General features: G+C 60.6%; 17 protein-coding genes. 11 read left to right on the plus strand and 6 right to left on the minus strand.

The window, feature by feature from the left end:
* Nucleotides 1–115 precede the first annotated feature (115 nt).
* The 4 genes from GF111_RS21610 to GF111_RS21625 are packed head-to-tail and all read left to right on the plus strand — an operon-like array spanning nt 116 to nt 3,912.
* Nucleotides 116–1,030, plus strand: a complete 915-nt coding sequence (locus tag GF111_RS21610) for a branched-chain amino acid ABC transporter permease (protein ID WP_047730272.1) — start codon at nt 116–118, stop codon at nt 1,028–1,030.
* Nucleotides 1,031–1,040: 10 nt separating this feature from the next.
* Complete coding sequence (livM, locus tag GF111_RS21615; RefSeq protein ID WP_047730273.1) at nt 1,041–2,327, plus strand: high-affinity branched-chain amino acid ABC transporter permease LivM; 1,287 nt, start codon at nt 1,041–1,043, stop codon at nt 2,325–2,327.
* Entirely contained in the window at nt 2,324–3,199 is an 876-nt protein-coding gene (locus GF111_RS21620; RefSeq protein ID WP_038877925.1) for an ABC transporter ATP-binding protein, read from the plus strand. The genes livM and GF111_RS21620 overlap by 4 nt, the downstream gene beginning before the upstream one ends.
* Entirely contained in the window at nt 3,196–3,912 is a 717-nt protein-coding gene (locus GF111_RS21625; RefSeq protein WP_041035896.1) for an ABC transporter ATP-binding protein, read from the plus strand. Before GF111_RS21620 ends, GF111_RS21625 begins: the two co-directional genes overlap by 4 nt.
* Before the next feature lie 30 nt (nt 3,913–3,942).
* On the opposite strand, the gene GF111_RS21630 is transcribed toward GF111_RS21625, so the two are convergent.
* Nucleotides 3,943–4,365 carry a helix-turn-helix domain-containing protein gene (locus GF111_RS21630; RefSeq protein WP_038877929.1) on the minus strand — a complete coding sequence of 141 codons (423 nt, stop codon included), beginning with the start codon at nt 4,363–4,365 and terminating at the stop codon, nt 3,943–3,945.
* A gap of 86 nt (nt 4,366–4,451) precedes the next feature.
* Here GF111_RS21630 and GF111_RS21635 point away from each other — a divergent pair, with 86 nt between their 5' ends.
* On the plus strand, nt 4,452–5,399 hold the full coding sequence (locus GF111_RS21635) for an aromatic alcohol reductase (RefSeq protein WP_038877931.1): 948 nt from the start codon (nt 4,452–4,454) through the stop codon (nt 5,397–5,399).
* Nucleotides 5,400–5,416: 17 nt separating this feature from the next.
* Here the strand turns inward: GF111_RS21635 and GF111_RS21640 are convergent, their stop codons facing one another.
* Nucleotides 5,417–6,103, minus strand: a complete 687-nt coding sequence (locus GF111_RS21640; protein ID WP_038877933.1) for an aspartyl/asparaginyl beta-hydroxylase domain-containing protein — start codon at nt 6,101–6,103, stop codon at nt 5,417–5,419.
* Between the two features lie 268 nt (nt 6,104–6,371).
* Here GF111_RS21640 and GF111_RS21645 point away from each other — a divergent pair, with 268 nt between their 5' ends.
* From GF111_RS21645 to GF111_RS21670, 6 genes are all read left to right on the plus strand, one after another.
* Nucleotides 6,372–7,562 carry a sugar transporter gene (locus GF111_RS21645; protein WP_047730275.1) on the plus strand — a complete coding sequence of 397 codons (1,191 nt, stop codon included), beginning with the start codon at nt 6,372–6,374 and terminating at the stop codon, nt 7,560–7,562.
* A gap of 174 nt (nt 7,563–7,736) precedes the next feature.
* Nucleotides 7,737–9,131 (plus strand): MFS transporter, encoded by a 1,395-nt coding sequence (locus tag GF111_RS21650; RefSeq protein ID WP_171893183.1) that lies wholly within the window; start codon nt 7,737–7,739, stop codon nt 9,129–9,131.
* Nucleotides 9,132–9,273: 142 nt separating this feature from the next.
* Nucleotides 9,274–10,104, plus strand: coding sequence for an alpha/beta fold hydrolase (locus GF111_RS21655; protein ID WP_147190420.1), 831 nt, complete (start codon nt 9,274–9,276; stop codon nt 10,102–10,104).
* Nucleotides 10,105–10,113: 9 nt separating this feature from the next.
* Nucleotides 10,114–10,539, plus strand: coding sequence for a DoxX family protein (locus GF111_RS21660; protein WP_080490985.1), 426 nt, complete (start codon nt 10,114–10,116; stop codon nt 10,537–10,539).
* Nucleotides 10,532–12,142, plus strand: coding sequence for an MFS transporter (locus GF111_RS21665; RefSeq protein ID WP_047730279.1), 1,611 nt, complete (start codon nt 10,532–10,534; stop codon nt 12,140–12,142). Before GF111_RS21660 ends, GF111_RS21665 begins: the two co-directional genes overlap by 8 nt.
* A gap of 96 nt (nt 12,143–12,238) precedes the next feature.
* Nucleotides 12,239–13,291 carry a nitronate monooxygenase family protein gene (locus tag GF111_RS21670; protein ID WP_038877945.1) on the plus strand — a complete coding sequence of 351 codons (1,053 nt, stop codon included), beginning with the start codon at nt 12,239–12,241 and terminating at the stop codon, nt 13,289–13,291.
* 167 nt (nt 13,292–13,458) lie between these two features.
* Here the strand turns inward: GF111_RS21670 and GF111_RS21675 are convergent, their stop codons facing one another.
* The 4 genes from GF111_RS21675 to GF111_RS21690 all read right to left on the minus strand — a co-directional run bounded on the left by GF111_RS21675 (nt 13,459) and on the right by GF111_RS21690 (nt 18,859).
* Nucleotides 13,459–13,731, minus strand: coding sequence for a hypothetical protein (locus GF111_RS21675; RefSeq protein ID WP_047730281.1), 273 nt, complete (start codon nt 13,729–13,731; stop codon nt 13,459–13,461).
* Nucleotides 13,728–15,794: an S-type pyocin domain-containing protein gene (locus GF111_RS21680; protein WP_224217757.1), complete on the minus strand. Its 2,067-nt coding sequence runs from the start codon at nt 15,792–15,794 to the stop codon at nt 13,728–13,730. The genes GF111_RS21675 and GF111_RS21680 overlap by 4 nt, the downstream gene beginning before the upstream one ends.
* 99 nt (nt 15,795–15,893) lie before the next feature.
* Nucleotides 15,894–17,051: a tail fiber domain-containing protein gene (locus GF111_RS21685; RefSeq protein ID WP_047730282.1), complete on the minus strand. Its 1,158-nt coding sequence runs from the start codon at nt 17,049–17,051 to the stop codon at nt 15,894–15,896.
* 425 nt (nt 17,052–17,476) lie between these two features.
* Complete coding sequence (locus tag GF111_RS21690) at nt 17,477–18,859, minus strand: serralysin family metalloprotease (protein ID WP_047730283.1); 1,383 nt, start codon at nt 18,857–18,859, stop codon at nt 17,477–17,479.
* Nucleotides 18,860–19,142: the final 283 nt, after the last annotated feature.

A 19,142-nucleotide genomic window follows, 5' to 3' on the forward strand; every position in this document is an offset into this window, starting at 1 on the left:
CTTGAAGTTGTAACCCTATGACCGACGGGCTCGCCGCCCTGGCGAGCCCGTTCCGCGATGACCTTTGGGCCGCGTCGGACTGCGTTGGCGGCCTTACCAGGCGAGACTGCTCATTATGGACGTATTCTTTCTGCAACAGCTGATCAACGGCCTGACCCTTGGCGCAGTGTATGGCCTGATCGCCATCGGCTACACCATGGTTTACGGCATCATCGGCATGATCAACTTCGCCCACGGCGAGGTGTACATGATCTCCGCCTACCTGTGCGCCATCGGCTTGGCGCTGCTGTCGTTCTTCGGGCTGCACTCGTTCCCGCTGCTGATCCTCGGCACGCTGGTGTTCACCATCGTCATCACCGGGGTGTACGGCTGGGTGATCGAGCGCATCGCCTACAGGCCGCTGCGCAACTCCACCCGCCTGGCGCCCTTGATCTCCGCCATCGGCATGTCGTTAATCCTGCAAAACTACGCGCAGATCAGCCAGGGGCCGCGCCAGCAGGGCATCCCGACGCTGCTGAGCGGTGTGTTCCGCCTGGAGTTCGACGGCGGCGTGGTGCAGATCACTTACACCAAGGTGTTTATTTTGGTGGCGTCGCTGCTCGGCATGGCGATCCTTACCTACATCATTCAGCGCACCCGGCTGGGGCGCATCTGCCGCGCCACCCAGCAGGATCGCAAAATGGCCTCGATTCTCGGCATCAATACCGATCGGGTGATCTCGCTGGTGTTCGTGATCGGCGCCGCCATGGCCGGGCTGGCCGGGGTGCTGATCACCATGAACTACGGCACCTTCGATTTTTACGTCGGCTTTATCATCGGCATCAAGGCCTTCACCGCCGCGGTGCTGGGCGGCATCGGCTCGCTGCCGGGCGCGATGCTGGGCGGGCTGCTGCTCGGCGTGGCGGAGGCGCAGTTCGCCGGCATGGTGAACTCGGATTACAAGGACGTGTTCTCCTTCGGGTTGCTGGTGGCGATCCTGATCTTCCGTCCGCAGGGCCTGCTCGGCCGGCCGCTGATCGCCAAGGTTTAAGGAGAACGCCATGTCGCAATCCGTGATCAACGGCGGGCTGGACGTTAAACGCAGCCTGCTGGACGCCGTCTTGGCCGGGCTGATCGCCCTGATCGTGTTCGGGCCGATCGTCGGCATCGTGCTGAACGGCTACAGCTTCAACTTCGAGCCGCACCGGCTGGTGTGGATTATCGTCGCGGTGATGGCCGGGCGGCTGCTGCTGAGCCTGTTCCTGCAAACCGCGCCGGGGCGCAGGGTGTTGGCGCGCTTCGACGGTGGCAACGACGGCGTTTACGTGCGGCCGCTGGGCTATCAATCCAACCTGCGCTGGATCCTGCCGCTGATGGCGGCGATCGCGCTGCTGTTCCCGTTCGTCGCCACCAAATACCTGCTGACGGTGGCGATCCTCGGCCTGATCTACGTGCTGCTCGGCCTGGGGCTGAACATTGTGGTCGGCCTGGCGGGGCTGCTCGATCTGGGGTACGTGGCGTTTTACGCCATCGGTGCCTACGGACTGGCGTTGGGCTACCAGTATCTCGGGCTCGGTTTTTGGGCGATGCTGCCGCTGGGGGCGCTGATGGCGGCGTTGGCCGGCGCGCTGCTGGGCTTTCCGGTGCTGCGCATGCACGGCGACTATCTCGCCATCGTTACGCTCGGGTTCGGCGAGATCATCCGGCTGGTGCTGAACAACTGGATGTCGCTCACCGGCGGGCCGAACGGCGTCTCGGTGCCGGCGCCGACGGTGTTCGGCCTGGAGTTCGGCCGCCGCGCCAAAGACGGCGGGGTGCCGATCCACGAATTTCTCGGCATCGATTACAACCCCAACCTCAAGTTCATTTTCATCTATGCGGTGCTGTTTTTGGTGGTGCTGCTGGTGCTGTACATCAAGCACCGGCTGACGCGCATGCCGATCGGCCGCGCCTGGGAGGCGCTGCGCGAGGATGAGATAGCCTGCCGCTCTCTCGGGCTCAATCACGTGCTGGTGAAGCTGTCGGCGTTTATGCTGGGCGCCTCCACCGCCGGGCTGGCGGGGGTATTTTTCGCCACCTATCAGGGCTTCGTCAACCCGACCTCGTTCACCTTCTTCGAGTCGGCGCTGATCCTGGCGATCGTGGTGCTGGGCGGCATGGGCTCCACCCTCGGCGTGGTGCTGGCGGCCTTCGTGCTGACGGTGGCGCCGGAGCTGCTGCGCAGTTTCGCCGAATACCGGGTGCTGCTGTTCGGCGTGCTGATGGTGGCGATGATGATCTGGCGGCCGCGCGGGCTGGTGCGCATCAGCCGCGCCAGCTTCGCCGAACGCAAGGGGGTGGCGCCATGAGCGACGCCATTTTACGGGTGGAGCACCTGATGATGCGCTTTGGCGGCATCAAGGCGCTGAACGACGTCAATTTGGAGGTGGAACGCGGCTCCATCACCGCCCTGATTGGCCCCAACGGCGCCGGCAAGACCACGGTGTTCAACTGCCTGACCGGTTTTTACCGCGCCAGCGGCGGCGCGATCCTGCTCAATACCCACAAGCGGCCGACCGACGTGATCCAGGTGCTGGGGCAGAAGTTTCGCGCCGGCGACTGGATACGCCCGAAGCGGTTCGGCTCGCGCCTCTATTACAAGATGTTCGGCGGCACCCATCTGGTCAACCGCGCCGGGCTGGCGCGCACCTTCCAGAATATCCGCCTGTTCCGCGAAATGTCGGTGGTGGAGAACCTGCTGGTGGCGCAGCACATGCAGAGCAACCGCAACCTGATCGCCGGGGTGCTGAACACGCCGGGCTACCGCCGGGCGGAGAGCGCCGCGCTGGATCACGCTTTCTACTGGCTGGAGGTGGTGGATCTGGTGGACTGCGCCAACCGGCTGGCGGGGGAGATGTCCTACGGCCAGCAGCGGCGGCTGGAGATCGCGCGCGCCATGTGCACCGCGCCGGAGATGATCTGCCTCGACGAGCCGGCCGCCGGGCTGAACCCGGTGGAAACGGCTACGCTGAGCCGCATCATCCGTTTTCTGCGCCAGCATCACGGCATCACGGTGCTGCTGATCGAGCATGACATGGGCATGGTGATGGAGATCTCCGATCGGGTGATCGTGCTCGATCACGGCGACGTGATCGCCCGCGGCACGCCGCAGGAGATCCAGCACAATGAGGCGGTGATCGCCGCCTACCTGGGCGCGGACGAAGAGGAGCTGGCGGGATGAGCGAAGCGATGCTGGAATTTCGCGAAGTGGACGTGTTTTACGGGCCGATCCAGGCGCTGCGCCAGGTGTCACTGCAGGTCAACGCTGGGGAGACGGTGGCGCTGATCGGCGCCAACGGCGCGGGCAAATCCACGCTGTTGATGTCGATCTTCGGCCAGCCGCGCATCGCCGGCGGGCAGATCCTGTTTGGCGGCGAGGACATCAGCCGCCGCTCCACGCACTACGTGGCGGCCGGCGGCATCGCGCAGGCGCCGGAGGGGCGGCGCATCTTTCCGGACATGAGCGTGGAGGAGAACCTGCTGATGGGCACCATCACCGTCGGCAACCGCTATCTGGAAGAGGATTTGCCGCGCATGTTCGAGCTGTTTCCGCGCCTCAAGGAGCGGCGCAACCAGCGGGCGATGACCCTGTCCGGCGGCGAGCAGCAGATGCTGGCGATCGCCCGCGCGCTGATGAGCCGGCCGAAGCTGCTGCTGCTGGACGAGCCGAGCCTGGGGCTGGCGCCGATCGTGGTGCGGCAGATCTTCGGCGTGCTGCGCGAGCTGACCCGCAGCGGCATGACGCTGTTTCTGGTGGAGCAGAACGCCAACCATGCGCTGAAGCTGTCCGATCGCGGCTATGTGATGGTCAACGGCCAGATCCGCCTCACCGGCAGCGGGCAGGAGCTGTTGAACGATCCGGAGGTAAGAAAGGCCTATCTGGGCGGCGGTTGAGCGCCGCCCCACGGGCAGGGAGGCCCGCGTTCATCCCTCGGCGGCGCTTCGTTCTTGATCATCGTAGCGTGAGCGGGCCGCCCTGAAGGCGTCGGCGGAGGCGATAATCCACGACCAGAGCGGCAGCATGTTGAGCAGCATCTCTTTCCCCGCGTCGGTGATGGTGTAAACCACGCGGGGCAGCTTTTCCTGATAATCGCAGCGCGATATCAGCCCGTCCCGTTCGAGATGGCGCAGCGTCCGCGTCAGCATTCTCTGCGTCACGCCCGCTAATTGGCGGCCTATCTCGCCGTGGCGCAGCGGCCCGTGGGTGCCCAGGATATGCAATACCCCCAGCGACCAACGGTTGCCCGCATGCGCGAGGATCTCACGCTTCAACCCTTCATCGTCGTTGCTCAATTCTTCACAGAACGCCTGCGAAAATTGCAGCAGCGTTTCCCGATCGTTCGCCATATTCCTCTCCGGTATCACGCGTGTACCTAATTGAACCCGTTTTTGTCAGCTGTCAGGATGGCGCAGTGTCAAGACAGGAGGCAAGAATGAAATCCACAAATCCATCCATCAATACCGTGCTCATACTCGGCGCCGGTGAACTGGGGCTGCCGGTATTGCGCGCGATGAGCCGGCAGGCCCGGTTACACCACGCTTTAAACATCAGCGTGCTGCTGCGGCCGGAGGCTGCCCGCGCCGTCACCGGCCCGCATCGCGCGCGGCGGGATGCGCTGGCGCGGCTCGGTATCGCCGTGGTGGAAGGCGATCTGCAGCAAAACAGCGTGGATGAGCTGAGTACGCTGCTGCGCGGCTTTGACGCGGTGATCAACTGCAGCGGCTTTGTCGGCGGGGCGGGCACGCAGATAAAGATCACCCAGGCCGTTTTGCAGGCGGGCGTGGCGCGTTATTTCCCGTGGCAGTTCGGCGTGGACTACGATGTTGTCGGTACAGGCAGCGGGCAACAGGTGTGGGATGAACAGCTCGAAGTGCGCCACCTGCTGCGTGCGCAGAAGGCGACGGAGTGGGTGATTGTTTCCACGGGCATTTTCACCAGCTACCTGTTTGACTCGGGTTTTGGCGTGGTGGACGCGGCCACCAAAACGGTGCGCGCGTTGGGCGACTGGCGTTACGCGGTGACGCTGACCACCCCCGAGGACATTGGCCGGCTGACGGCCGCGATTTTTTTCCATCGGCCCGCGTTTCGCAACCAGGTGGTCTATATCGCCGGGGACACGTTGACCTACCGCGAGCTTGCCGATGTCATGCAGGCGCACTGGGGCGTTGAGGTCAACAGAGTCCTGTTGAACAAAGAGCGGCTGCAGGAGGAGGTGCTGAACCATCCGCGTGACGTCGGCGCCAAATACCGGCTGGCTTTCGCCCGGCCCGACGGCGTGGCCTGGGATAAGGCGAAGACCTTCAATGCGCGCCAGGGTATAGCCACCACCACCGCCGAGCAGTGGCTGGCGCAGCAATGCCCGACCTCGCAGGACGGTTAGTCGCCTGAGCGCCGGACTTAGAACTGGCGCTGCATCCAGCGCACGTTCAGCCGCACCAGGGCGATGATGGCGCTGGAGAGCAGCCGCAGCCCGCCGGGTATGTCGCGGCGGCGGATGTCCAGCAGCAGCACGGTGCGCACCTGCGCGCTGTCGTTCCACACCTCGTGTTCGAAGGTATCGTCCCACAGCATGAACTCCCCCTCGTGCAGCCGGTATTCGCGGCCGTCCACTTTCAGCACCGCCGCCGGCACCCCGTCGGCGCGTTTGGGCATGTCCAGCACCAGATAGCCGCGCAGAATGCCGCGGAACGGCCCGCGGTGGGGCGGCACCTGTTTACCGGGCGCCAGGAAGGAGAGCGAGGCGGACAGCACGTCCGGCGACGAGGCGATCAGCGCCGCCAGCGTCGGGCAGCGTGCCAGGTTGCGGGCGATCGGCTGGCCGTAGGCCTTCATGATGAACATGCGCCAGTCGCGCGCGTCGTTGGCGGAGATCGATTCCTGCTGGATCATGATCTCGTGAAAACGGGGAATATTGTGCAGATCGTGGGCGACGGTCAGCGCCTCCTCGCGGATCTGCCGCCATTGGGCGGTGAAACGTTCGGCGTCAGGGAACAGCGCGGCGCTGTCGAGCACCGGCTTGCCCTGAATGCGGCGATCGTAAACATTGCGCAATGCGAGCACGGACCAATCATAAATCGCGGACATAATGACCTCGCCTCAGAAAACGCCAAATGGACACTGCGCGCGGTTCTTCGGCGCGGCGCGTCGTCTGCGGCGGCCGGAGGGGAAGAGCGGCAGGAAAAATTGGTACGCTTCAATAGATTAGCACAGCATTTGTGCAACCGTGTGTCTGCGAATGTGTCGAAATGCGGCGAATAAAACCACACAATTAAAGTGTGACGCGTATCGCATTTAGCGGGCCGGTTGGTTAAAATATCGCTACTTGCCCGCACCTGTCCGGATTTTGTTTACCATGGAACACGCTGCCGTTTCGCGCTCAACCGCCTGGTTGCGCGTGGTTATCCTCGCCGTCTCGGCCTTTATCTTCAACACCACCGAATTTATTCCGGTCGGTCTGCTGAGCGACATCGCCGCCAGCTTCTCGATGCAAACCGAGCAGGTCGGCCTGATCATCACCATCTACGCCTGGATCGTCGCCGCCGCCTCGTTGGCGTGCATGCTGCTGACCAGCAAAATCGAGCGCCGCAAGCTGCTGATCGGCGTGTTCATGCTGTTTATCGCCAGCCACGTGCTGACCGCCGTGGCCTGGAACTTCACCACGCTGGTCATCTCGCGCGCCGGCGTGGCGCTGGCGCACTCGGTGTTCTGGTCGATCACCGCCTCGCTGGCGATCCGCGTGGCGCCGCCAGGCAAGAAAGCCCAGGCGCTGAGCCTGCTGGCGGGCGGCACCGCGCTGGCGATGGTGCTCGGCCTGCCGCTCGGGCGGGTGGTGGGGCAGCTGCTCGGCTGGCGCATGACCTTTATCGGCATCGCGGTGTGCGCCACCCTGGCGCTGGTGCTGCTGTGGCGCCTGCTGCCGGTGCTGAAAAGCGAGCACTCCGGTTCGCTGGCCAGCGTGCCGCTGCTGTTCAAACGCCCGGCGCTGTTGGCGCTGTACATGCTGACCGTCATCGTGGTGACGGCGCACTTCACCGCCTACAGTTACATCGAGCCGTTTATCCAGACCGTGGCCGGGCTGTCGGAGAACTTCACCACGCTGATGCTGCTGCTGTTCGGCGCCGCCGGCATCGTCGGCAGCTTACTGTTCAGCCGCTACAGCGAGCGTTTTCCTTCCGGCTTCTTTATCGGCGCCATCGCGCTGCTGACGTTGAGCCTGGTGCTGCTGTTGCCGGCCGCCGGCAGCGAAAGCCACCTGACCGTGCTGTGCATTTTCTGGGGTATGGCGATCATGGCCATCGGCCTGTCGATGCAGGCCAAAGTGCTGAGCCTGGCGCCGGATGCCACCGACGTGGCGATGGCGATCTTCTCCGGCCTGTACAACTTCGGCATCGGCAGCGGGGCGCTGCTGGGCAACCAGGTGAGCCTGCATCTGGGCATGGGCAACATCGGCTTCGTCGCCGCGCCGCTGGCGCTGATCGCCCTCGGCTGGTGCCTGCTGAGCTTCTACCGCAGCGAACGGCTGCAGCAGCACCCCAGCCGTTAAGCCACCGATTCGGGATGCCGCTGCGGCATCCCAGGTTGCATTTTCCTGCTATAAAACAGGCTGCTGCAGCGTTTTATGCTTAACTTTTTTTCATAGTCTGCTAATTAAAAATTTAACTCCGACGCCGCTTCGCTAGCATAGAAAGTCATCAAAAATGTTAATGCGAGGTTAACGGTGAGTGACTCTGTAGCGGCGTCGCCGATCCATGCGCGGGATTTGGCGGCCAGAATCGACGCCTTGCCCGCGTCGGCCGGCCTGTGGCGCTTTATCATTCTGCTGTCGCTGGGCGGCTTTTTCGAACTCTACGATCTGTTCCAGACCGGCTATATCAGCACCGGCCTTATCGCCGACGGCATTTTCCACACCGGCGCGCAGGGCGTCTTCGGCGTCTCGGACCAGGCGGCCTTCGCCTCCGCCACCTTTCTTGGTCTGTTCGTCGGCGCCAGCCTGCTGAGCCCGTACGCCGATCGCTTCGGCCGCCGCGCCACCTTCATGTTCGCCCTGATCTGGTATGGCGCCTTCTCGCTGCTGCTGGCGTTTCAACAGCAGGCGGAGTGGGTGATCTTTCTGCGCTTTCTGGTGGGCGTCGGGCTCGGCATTGAGCTGGTGACCATCGATACCTACCTGACGGAGTGGGTGCCCGCGCATCTGCGCACTCGGGCTTTCGCCTTCGCGTTCTTCGTGCAGTTCCTGTCGGTGCCGGCGGTGGCGCTGATGTCCTGGTGGCTGGTGCCGCAGACGATTTGGGGCCTGAGCGGCTGGCGCTACGTGGTGATCGCCGGCGCGCTGGCTTCGCTGGTGATTTGGCTGGTGCGCAAGGGGCTGCCGGAGTCGCCGCGCTGGCTGGTGCAGCAGCGGTGCTATGCGCAGGCCCGGCTGGTGATGCGGGATATGGAGCGGCGCTGCGGCGTGGTGGCCACGGACTTCCCGTCGCGCCCGGTTGACGATGCCGAGGGCGCGCCGCCGCGCGGCCGCTTTCGCGACATCTGGGCGCCGCAGTATCGCGATCGCACGCTGATGCTGGTGGTGATGAATTTCTTTCAGGCCATCGGCTTCTTCGGCTTCGGCAACTGGCTGCCGGCGCTGCTGTCGGGCAAGGGCGCTTCGGTCACCCACAGCCTGCTGTACGCTTTCTTCATTACGTTGGCCTACCCGCTGGGCTCGCTGCTGTGCAGCTTCTACGCCGACAAGATGGAGAATAAGTGGCAGATCGTGTTGTCTTGCCTGGTGACGGTGATCTTCGGCTCGCTGTTCGCGCTGCAGAACAACCCGCTGTGGCTGATCCTGTGCGGCTTCTTCATCACCTGGTCCAACGCCTGGCTGACCTACAGCTACCACTCCTATCAATCCGAGATCTTCCCGACCCACATCCGCGCCCGCGCCGTCGGTTTCTGCTACTCCTTCAGCCGGCTGTCGACGGTGTTCAGCAGCATCATTATCGGCATTATCTTGCAGTACGGCGGCTCGCTGGGGGTGATCGCGTTTATCGTCGCCAGCATGCTGATCGTGATGCTGGTGATCGGGCTGTTCGGCCCGAAAACGCGCGGCATCGATCTGGAAAACATCTGACGTTTTGCGCCGGCGGCGACGCCGGCCTCTTCAGCAAAAAAACTCGCGATCATGCGAAAATTATTCCGTTATCACTGCTTTTGCGCCTGCCGTACTGTTACCCGGTACAAAATCCAATTCAATACCGAGCGGGGAACACGTCATGAGCATCCTCACCGCGCCCGATGGCGCGCGCATTTTCTACAAGGATTGGGGCCGCGGCCAGCCGATCCTGTTCTCCCACGGTTGGCCGCTGTCCGCCGACGCCTGGGACAACCAGCTGCTGTTTTTCGGCCAGAGCGGGTTCCGGGTGATCGCCCACGATCGCCGCGGCCACGGCCGTTCGGATCAGACCTGGCACGGTAACGACATCAACCAATACGCCGACGATCTGGCTCTGCTGATTGAAACGCTGGATCTGCGCGATCTGATCCTGGTCGGCCACGCCATCGGCGGCGGCGAAGTGGCGCGCTACATCGGCCGCCACGGCAGCGATCGGGTGGCGAAGGTGGTGCTGGTGGGCGCCGTGCCGCCGCTGATGCTGCAAACGCCGGCCAACCCTGAAGGCGTGCCGATGGCGGCCTTCGACGGCATTCGCAGCGGCGTGGCGGGCAATCGCTCGCAGTTCTTCAAAGATCTGGCGGTGCCGTTCTACGGCTTCCATTGCGACGAGGTGGAGAGCAATGCGGGGCTGATCGACCACTTCTGGCTGATGGCCATGCAGGGCGGTGTGAAAGGGCAGTACGACGGCGTGAGCGCGTTCTCCGAAGTGGATTACACCGCCGATCTGTTGGCGATTGACAAGCCGACGCTGCTGGTGCACGGCGACGCCGATCAGATCGTGCCGATCGGCGCCTCGGCGCTGAAAGCCGCTAAGCTTATGCAACAGGCGGAGCTGAACGTTTACGCCGGCGGCGCTCACGGCTTGGCGCAGGTCGATCCCGATCGCTTCAACGCCGATCTGCTGGCCTTTATCCAGAATTCGCCGTTTTAAGGGGGCGCGATGAACCTGACTACTATCGCCGCCCGCTGCGCGCAGCGGCTGCATGCGCCCGCAGTGCGCTGGCTGCTGCTGCTCGCCATTTGCGCTGCCTACATCCAGGGCGGGTTGGTCAAGGCGCTGAACGTCGAAGGCGCGGTTGCCGAGATGACCCACTTCGGCCTGCAGCCGGCGGCGCTGTTCGCCGTGCTGGTGACGCTGCTGGAACTGGCGGCGTCGGCGCTGATCCTGAGCGGCTTTTATCGCTGGCTCGGCGCGTTGGCGCTGGCCGGTTTTACCCTGATGGCGACGCTGATGGCCAATCCGTTCTGGCAGTTCGACGGGGCGGAGCGCGGCCAGATGATGAACGGATTTTTTGAACACCTCGGGCTGGCCGGCACGCTGTTGCTGGTGGCATTTAACGATTTGAAGGAGCGAACGGATGGCTGAACAGACGGAAAACAAGGCGGCGGCGGGCGGCTTCGCGCCGCTGAAAATCCCATTATTTGCGGTGCTGTGGGGCGCCACGGTGCTCGGCAACGTCGGCAGCTTTATGCGCGACGTCGCCAGCTCGTGGCTGATCACCGATCTGTCGAGCAACCCCTCGGCAGTGGCGCTGATGCAAACCGCCGCCACGCTGCCGGTGTTTCTGCTGGCGATCCCGGCCGGGGTGCTGTCGGACATCCTCGATCGGCGGCGCTTTCTGATCTTCGTGCAAATTCTGCTGGCCTGCGTCAGCGGCAGCCTGCTGGTGCTGTCACAGACCGGTGCGTTGACGGTGGAATATCTGCTGGCGCTGACCTTCGTCGGCGGCATCGGTGCGGCGCTGATGGGGCCGACCTGGCAGGCGATCGTGCCGGAGCTGGTGCCGCGCACCGAGCTGAAAAACGCCGTGGCGCTGAACTCGCTGGGCATTAACATCGCCCGCTCCATCGGCCCGGCGGCCGGCGGCCTGCTGCTGGCCAGCTTCGGCGCCGGCGCAGCCTACGGCGCGGACGTGATGAGCTATGTGCTGGTGATCGCGGCGCTGCTGTGGTGGAAGCGGCCGAAGGCCGAGGACAGCGGCCTGTCGGAACACTTCTTCGGCGCTTTCCGCGCCGGGCTGCGCTATGCCCGTTCCAGCCGTGAGCTGCACGTGGTGCTGCTGCGGGCAGCGGTGTTCTTCGCCTTCTCCAGCTCGGTCTGGGCGCTGCTGCCGCTGGTGGCGCGCCGCATGCTGGGCGGCAGCGCCGGTTTTTACGGCGTGCTGCTGGGGGCGGTAGGCGCCGGGGCGATCCTCGGGGCGATCGCGCTGCCGCGCCTGCGCCAGCGGCTCAACGCTGACGGGCTGGTGCTGCTGGCGGCGGTGCTCACCGCCGTGGTGATGGCGGCCCTGTCGCTGGCGCCGCCGCAGTGGCTGGCGGTGGTACTGCTGTTGGTGCTGGGCGCCGGCTGGATCATTGCGCTGACTACGCTCAACGGCGCGGCGCAGGGCGTGCTGCCCAACTGGGTGCGCGGCCGCGGCCTGGCCATCTACCTGATGGTGTTCAACGGCGCGATGGCGGCGGGCAGCCTGCTGTGGGGGCTGGTGGCACAGGAGCTGGGCGTGGCCGCCACGCTGCTGGTCGGCGGCGTCGGCCTGTTGGCGGCGGGGCTGCTGTTCCACCGCCTGCGCTTGCCGACCGGCGAGGCCGATCTGCAGCCGTCGAACCATTGGCCGGAGCCGCTGGTCAACACGCCGGTTGAGAACGATCGCGGCCCGGTGATGATTCAGGTGGAGTACCGCATCCGCGAACAGGATCGGCCGCAGTTCTTGCGCACGCTACTGATGCTGGAGCGGGCGCGTCGCCGCGACGGCGCTTACGCCTGGGGCATCACCGAGCACACCGGCGATCCGGAATGCATCATGGAGTGGTTCCTGGTGGAGTCCTGGGCGGAGCACCTGCGGCAGCACCAGCGGGTGTCGCACGCCGACGCCGATCTGCAGCAGGAGGCGCTGCGCTTCCACATCGGGCCGGAGAAACCGGTGGTGCATCACTTCCTGTCGCTCGACAGGCATCAGGCGAAGCATTAACTGCACGGCCAGGCGGTGAGAAGGTGCTATGCTTTTGGTCGGTTCGGCGGCGCGGCCGCCGTAAGACGAATGTAGTCAGCACAGGGAGACACATTGATGACGGCACCTTCTGCTTTTGCCCGCGAGCTTGGGCTGCGCTATCCGATCGTTCAGGGGCCGATGAACGGCGCGTCGCCGCCGGCGTTGGCGGTGGCGGTGAGCAACGCCGGGGCGCTGGGCTCGTGCGCGGCGGCGCTGTTTTCACCGGCGGTGATCCTCGAACGGGTGCAGCAGATCCGCGCGCAGACCGCCGCGCCGTTCAACATCAATCTGTTTCTGCTCGATGAGCAGCACCCGGATCTCGCCGAGCTCAAGCGCGCCCAGCACCTGCTGCGGCCGTTCCGCGAAGCGCTGGGGCTGAGCGAGCCGCCGATCCCCACCCAATTTGCCGAAAACAACCGTGACCAGATCGCGGCCTTGCTGGAGGCTGCGCCGCCGGTGGCCAGCTTCACCTTCGGCGTGCTGCCGCGCGCCACGGTTACGCAGTTCAAGAAGGCCGGCTCGCGGGTGATCGGCACCGCCACCACGGTGGCGGAAGCCCGCGCCTGGGAAGAGGCGGGTGCCGACTTCGTTTGCGTCTCGGGCTCGGAGGCGGGCGGGCACCGCCCGACCTTCCTCGGCGACATCGAGCAATCCTGCGTCGGCCTGATGGCCCTGCTGCCGCAGGTGGTGGCGGCGGTGAAGATCCCGGTGATCGCCGCAGGCGGCATCATGAACGGGCGCGGCATCGCGGCGGCGCGCTTGCTGGGCGCGCAGGCGGCGCAGCTGGGCACCGCGTTCCTGTGCAGCCCGGAGTCGGGCATCGCCGAAGCCTGGCGGGCGGCGCTGCGCAACGCCGGTGATGACAGCACGCGCCTGACGCGCGCCTTCAGCGGCCGCCCGGCGCGCGGTATCGTCAATGATTTCATGTGCCAGATGCGCGCGGAAGAGGCGCAGATCCTGCCTTATCCGGTGCAGAACGCGCTCACCGGCGATATCCGCCAGGCGGCGGCCAAGGCCGGTCGCGGAGAGTTTATGTCGCTGTGGGCCGGGCAGGGCGTGGGCCTGGCACGGCCGATGCCGGCGGCGGAGCTGGTCGCCACCCTGGCGGCGGAGCTGGAAGCGCTGTGACCTCGTATGCGCGATTTGGGGGGAGCAACGGAGCCAAAACCGTCGTTTTCTGACCCTGGGCTCGACTGAAAACCAATCTGGCGTGGAATTAGCCATCAACGAAAACGTCCAACAAACTCTCGTTTGTTGGACGCTGCTTAAAACGCACTTATGGAAGGCACTGGTAATTACTCAATACCGTATTTTTTCTCGGTTACGAATGCGGGTTCTTTCCAGTTTGGACCTTTTTTAACAAGCATTTTTTCTCCCCATTCGACAATCCCATTACTGCGCATCTCTTCAAAAACTTTCAATAGTTCTCCATTTCCAACAACATCAAATCGGTAACGAACAAAGAAATTATCCAACTGCGGATAACCGATCCCTTTTGTCGAACCAGCGAAGAAAGACACTACATCGTATACACTTTCTTTTTCAATCATAGACTTAAAATCAATCATAGTTCTTCCCTCTTAGCTTGCTCTTCTGCTGCATTAATTGCTTCAGGAGTATACAAAGGTTCATTTCGTTCATTTATTTTATAGTCTTCTAGGGTGGCAGTATGCGTATTATTCCATACCTCACCTTGGTTATCGGGGATTATGCCATCCTTAATCCCAAGATTCCTATATCGTTCCAACTCCCTGATTTCATGGGTGTAAAAACGCTTGTCGGTATCGGTGGGCTGCATTTCGCCCCTCAGGATTTTATCCAGGCGGTTGATCATTACCTTGTTGGCATCAGATTCAGCAAACCGCTGGGTATGCAGCTTCACCTTGTCCACGCCGGCACGGTCAATGGTGGCGGTTTTCCAGTCCAGATTCTGAATTGGGCCACCGGCCTTGTCCGTGTTGTAGTCGCGACCACTGTATTGCCCTTTAGCGTTGGTTTCGCCATAAGGCCGACTTAGCATGACATAGACAGGCTCAACGCCGGTCCCCGTTGCATCAGGCTGCCAGTAGATAAAATCCTGCAGTGGCATGTCATCTGCAGGGAACGTCGTCGTGACGATACTGTCGGCCTGCTTTATCTCCGTACCGGTATGCACCGGCGTTACCGGCGCTGCAGGCGCAGGATTGCCGGTATGCCACGGCCCCGACGGGGCAGCGCCCGGGTTTATCAAAATGGTTCGCCCCGGCGCACCGGCCACCGCCGGCAAGGTGATCCGGTCCAGACCGGTTTTTTCATCGCGAACCGGCCGATACACCGGCACGGTAGCGGAGACGCCGCCCGTTCCTGTTTTGACCAGTATTACCTCTTGCTGACCGTTATTCCCCCGGCGAATAAACCCGCGCACCGGCAAATCGACCGTGGTCATTTCCGGCTGAATCGGTGTTTTCCCTGCGGCAACCAGGCTGGCCGGAACGGTAAACATCTGTGTCAAATCACGACCCAGCAATTTATCAATATCGCTCTGACTTTCACCGGCTTTCCCCGGCCAGAATCCGACAACGAAGGCGCCGACTGCCGGAGCTACCGCACTGAGCGTGGCAACCCGGGAAACTTCGACGGCGCCGCGCCACACTCCACCGGATACCCAGCCGGCCAGCTCACTGGCGCTGGTCATCACGCTGTTGATCCATGTCGATAATTGTACCATACCGCCCGCGCGGTTGAGCACCATGACCCCGGCCGTGGCCATCGCGGCATTGGCCGCTTTTATCATGCCGGGTGTATAGACCGGGGCGTCCAGTACGCCGGCTTTGGCGAACAGCGCTTTCCGTACAGCCTCAGCTTTGCGGGCCTCTTCGGCTTTGCGGGCTTCTTCAGCTTTGCGGGCCTCTTCGGTTCGACGTGCTTCAGCTTCAAGTCTGTCTTTTATCACCGCCAGGGCATTTCTTTTGGCTGTCACGTCATCTGTAATGGTTTTTACCCGGTCAAGGTACGTGACGAGCTTGTTTTTTTCCTCAATTTCCGCGTTGATTTTAGGCGGAACAGCTTTATTCCATGCGTCGATATTTCCTGGTCCGCCTACTGATATTACAAAATCAATTGTTGCAGCAGATTTGTCGATAAAATTCGACAGCTGGTTATTATTCATAAAGGTTTTAAAGGCGTTATCTGTTTCGCGCTCTTTTCCTTGAACAATTTGTTCTTCCTGGTTTTTTAAATCTATATTCATCTGCAAGGAATTAACCGCATCCTGCAATGCATTTGCCGCCGAGTTAATTTCTGAGTTATTGATGAGTCCAGAATTCCTAAGTGCGGCAAGTAATGCGTTGGCTTCGTCTCTGACTTGCACTGCATTTTGTGGATACGCGTTTCTGGCCTTATCCAGGAGCTGATTGATTGCTGTTTGGCTCTGGCGCAGGTCGTATAACCCAAAAAGGCGCACCTTATTTGGGTCGTATGCTATGCTCCCACCACCACGTACTGGCCCCCATGGCACAAAAACGGGGAACGGATTATTGGGGTTAGTCCCTACGCTTCCTGTTGTACCTGGAGGACCGTTGGTGATGGTGATAATGACCTGACCATCGGCACTATAGGGTATTCCATCTTTGTAGTACGCAGGTGTTGTCATTACTACATCTCCTTGATTATTTCGTGCGTTATCAAATTCATCTGTCTATCAGTAGCAAATACGCTTATTCGACAGTATCGTTGTCAGGCTAGCGATATATCAGTCTTGTTTCACGTTCGCCGCTTTTTCCAAAACAGCCAGCCGCGCTTCCAGCTCAAGGCGTGCTGCATGTTCGGCCTCTCGAAGCACTCGCTCTTCCTTGAGAGCCTCAACCAGCAACGCGACCACGCCGTTGATATTGATGCTGCGGGCGTCTTTCAGCACGCTGCCGTCATTGAGTTTCAGCTCGGTCTGGGTCACGGATTGGGGGAGAATTTCTTCCACTTCCTGTGCAATCACGCCGGCTTCTGGCACCCCCTGTTTGAGGTAGGTGTAACCGCCGATATGGGCCAGCTTGTCCAGGGCGCCGTCAATTTTTGTGATATCGGTTTTCATGCGGACATCTGAGCTGCTGTTCCAAGCGCCATTGGTGTAGGCATGGCCATCATTGCGGAATTCATACCAACCATCAGCGCCGCCATTGGCCACGTGCAACGCGAGCATGTGATGTTTGCCGATGCGCTCATAATGGTACAAATCGGCTGACAGGTTGCCAGCACCCTGTATATGCATCCCGTTGGTAATGCGGTCTGCATTATTGTTTACATTCTGGTTACCGGTCGCCCAAATCCATCCATTAACATTACGCTTAATCAGTTGTCCTACTGACAATTCGGCATTCGGCCTGACCTGGAGTTCGTTCCAGTTTCCCTGCCAGTCGCGGTAAGAGAGCAGGCCATAATCCTCTTTGCCGGCGACCACGCGTGACCCCATCAACATGGCCGTAGTGACGTTACCGCTGGTGAAGTCGGTATGTACGGCAGCCGCATCATAGACCTGCCCATTAATAAGTGGGGCTGGACCGGTGGTCGCGGTGGAGATGCCGGCATTATGCGACACCATCGCTCCGCCGGAGATATCTACGCCGTTGCGCAGAGCCACCCGACCGGAAACCAGATTGAACGAGAAGGGGCGCAGCGTGTTCCACTGCCCGTCCTGGGCCTGCCCGTTTGGTGTGGTCAGGGCATAAAAATCTTTGCCATCGTTACGCAACATCACGCCGGTGTTGCCGTTGGCCAGTCGAAAGCCGTTGGCAGATTTTGAGACGATTTCATCGTCGCTGATGACCCGTTTGCGAAGGGTGGTGAGTGATTTAAGTTCGGTGATGTCGTCGTTGACGCCACTCTGTACCTGGGCATTTTTCTTTTGTTCAGCCATGATAATTCCTCAGTTTATTAATAAGTTCCTGCCATGGAAATGGCGCATGGTAACGCCTTAAAGACAGTTAACGACGCTGCGCATTTAAGGCGAATATGGTTAAAAAAAGTACGAAATCTGTATGTATGAACAGTAGTTTGTGAGCATCAAGAATAAATATCAAATGATAATGACAATCGTTTGTTGTGTGGTGGATGAGACAAGAAAGTAGAACGGATGATTTCTGGCGATGACGTGATAACTTATTAATTTATAGATCAATGGTCATTTAAATTGACTGCTTAAGTGTGTTTGTTGTTCCGTTGCTCCCCACACCCATTTACTGCTTTGGCGATGGATGTGGGAACCGCGCAAAAAACGCCAGCGGCAGGCCTGAAAAGAAATAAACAGTCCGGCGTTCGCGCCGGACTGCGGGTTTGTCTTGGCTAGACGAGAATATCGGCGGAGGCGTCGACCTGCCCAACGATTTTAACCAGGAAATCAGGCAATTGATTGCCGGAGAGATTGATGGCCAGATCGGTGACATTCTGCTGCGCGTCATAATTCAGCGCCGCTTCATACAACGAGCCGCTTAAACTATTCACGAAGTGCAACTCGCTCCCTTCTGCCTTAGCCGTCTGGTTGATCCACGAGAGATCGATTTTATCCACCGCCGTCTGGAAATCACGGATCCAGTCCGGTGCGGCGGCTTGGCTGTCGCCGGCTGCGCGGAAGACAAAGGTGTCCGCGCCTGCATTGCCCCAGAGCTGATCGGCGCCGCCGGCACCGTAAATGATGTCGTTGCCTGCACCGCCTTTTAGCGTATTGTTCAGCGCGTTGCCCACTAAAATGTCTGCGCCGTTGCCGCCGATGATATTTTCAATCTGCGCGCCGTAGGCGATGGCGATATTCGCCTTCAATCCGCCCACATCTGAGAATGCGCCTTCGTTAATGTTGATGCGCTGATCTTGGTTGTAGCCTGAAAAATCCAGCGTGTCATTGCCGCCGGCATCCCAGATAGCCGCCACGATTTTGTCCGTGGACGCCTTAACGCTCAAAAAGTCTCTGTCCGTATTCGAGTTGAAACCATAGGTGGTATCGCCGGTGCGCGTGGTGGTATTCGCGCCGTACAGCTTCTGAATGGCGATAATATCATCCAGCTGCGGCCCCGAGGGCCATACGCCTTTATAGTCGGTACCGGTGTTTTGTTCACTAAAATAGCTCATCAAAGAATATTGATGGTCGTCCTCATAATATTTCGCCGAGTTGGTGTAGGTGGGGTAAGTCGCGTTGGAGGCATCATAGTTTCCGGGGTGGGAGAGCCCGAGCGCATGCCCTATTTCATGGGTGAGCGTATCCCTGGCATAGTTATTGGTCTGCGGATTCGAAGCGTCGTAGCCTTTGTTACCGCTGATCCAGATGGTGCTTTTAAGGTCGTTTTGCGTACTTTCATAGGAGGTGTAATTGCCTCCGCTGGCCGCCTTATAAAAACCAAACTTTATATCAGCGCTTTTGGCATCGGTGCCTTTGACCTCGGTGAAGGTGATATTGGCCACGTCCGACCAGGACTGCAATGAAAGCTTGGTTTGGGCTTGCTGCGCGGCGGTAAGCTGCGCGGCGCCCGTCTTATCGCTGCCGGTATAGACGGGGAAAGAGTAGGTCAAGGTAGCCGCATGGTCGGTCACGCCTTTGCCATTGGCGGAATAATGGCTCCTCAGCAGCAGATCTGAAACCTCTTGCGTGGTATATGACGGTTTACTGCTCCCCGCGTGATCGCCTCTTTCATAACGGGTTAAATAATCGGAAATCTTATCGGTCGCTAATGACATATCAAACTCCTTTGGACGTTGACAATATTGCACCTAACGCTCTATATGCTCGTACACAGGTTTGAAAATAGGGGATAATTAGTGGGTTATCATTAGTTTGCCTCCTTGGTCTGGCTTGAATATCGCACTCAAGCGGGATATGTCCTTATCATTAATCACGGTGAGGAATTAATAGTGCGCAGTGGTTGGCTGAAAGCAGTATAGGCATAATTATTTTATTAATGAGTTATTCTTATATGAATCTTTTACATAAGATATGCGTAAAAGGCGTGCTTAAATAACT

Origin of the sequence: Serratia sp. HRI, from assembly GCF_010119335.3 — a bacterium.
GTDB classification, from domain to species: Bacteria; Pseudomonadota; Gammaproteobacteria; order Enterobacterales; family Enterobacteriaceae; genus Serratia; species Serratia nevei.

Excerpts from the sequence above, each read along its gene's own strand:
- GF111_RS21665 (WP_047730279.1), top strand. The coding sequence starts at position 10,532 with ATGGCTGAACAGACGGAAAACAAGGCGGCGGCGGGCGGCTTCGCGCCG.
- GF111_RS21680 (WP_224217757.1), bottom strand. The coding sequence starts at position 15,794 with ATGACAACACCTGCGTACTACAAAGATGGAATACCCTATAGTGCCGAT.
- GF111_RS21655 (WP_147190420.1), top strand. The coding sequence starts at position 9,274 with ATGAGCATCCTCACCGCGCCCGATGGCGCGCGCATTTTCTACAAGGAT.
- GF111_RS21625 (WP_041035896.1), top strand. The coding sequence starts at position 3,196 with ATGAGCGAAGCGATGCTGGAATTTCGCGAAGTGGACGTGTTTTACGGG.
- GF111_RS21630 (WP_038877929.1), bottom strand. The coding sequence starts at position 4,365 with ATGGCGAACGATCGGGAAACGCTGCTGCAATTTTCGCAGGCGTTCTGT.
- GF111_RS21620 (WP_038877925.1), top strand. The coding sequence starts at position 2,324 with ATGAGCGACGCCATTTTACGGGTGGAGCACCTGATGATGCGCTTTGGC.
- GF111_RS21645 (WP_047730275.1), top strand. The coding sequence starts at position 6,372 with ATGGAACACGCTGCCGTTTCGCGCTCAACCGCCTGGTTGCGCGTGGTT.
- GF111_RS21670 (WP_038877945.1), top strand. The coding sequence starts at position 12,239 with ATGACGGCACCTTCTGCTTTTGCCCGCGAGCTTGGGCTGCGCTATCCG.
- GF111_RS21660 (WP_080490985.1), top strand. The coding sequence starts at position 10,114 with ATGAACCTGACTACTATCGCCGCCCGCTGCGCGCAGCGGCTGCATGCG.
- GF111_RS21640 (WP_038877933.1), bottom strand. The coding sequence starts at position 6,103 with ATGTCCGCGATTTATGATTGGTCCGTGCTCGCATTGCGCAATGTTTAC.
- livM (WP_047730273.1), top strand. The coding sequence starts at position 1,041 with ATGTCGCAATCCGTGATCAACGGCGGGCTGGACGTTAAACGCAGCCTG.
- GF111_RS21690 (WP_047730283.1), bottom strand. The coding sequence starts at position 18,859 with ATGTCATTAGCGACCGATAAGATTTCCGATTATTTAACCCGTTATGAA.
- GF111_RS21635 (WP_038877931.1), top strand. The coding sequence starts at position 4,452 with ATGAAATCCACAAATCCATCCATCAATACCGTGCTCATACTCGGCGCC.
- GF111_RS21610 (WP_047730272.1), top strand. The coding sequence starts at position 116 with ATGGACGTATTCTTTCTGCAACAGCTGATCAACGGCCTGACCCTTGGC.
- GF111_RS21675 (WP_047730281.1), bottom strand. The coding sequence starts at position 13,731 with ATGATTGATTTTAAGTCTATGATTGAAAAAGAAAGTGTATACGATGTA.
- GF111_RS21685 (WP_047730282.1), bottom strand. The coding sequence starts at position 17,051 with ATGGCTGAACAAAAGAAAAATGCCCAGGTACAGAGTGGCGTCAACGAC.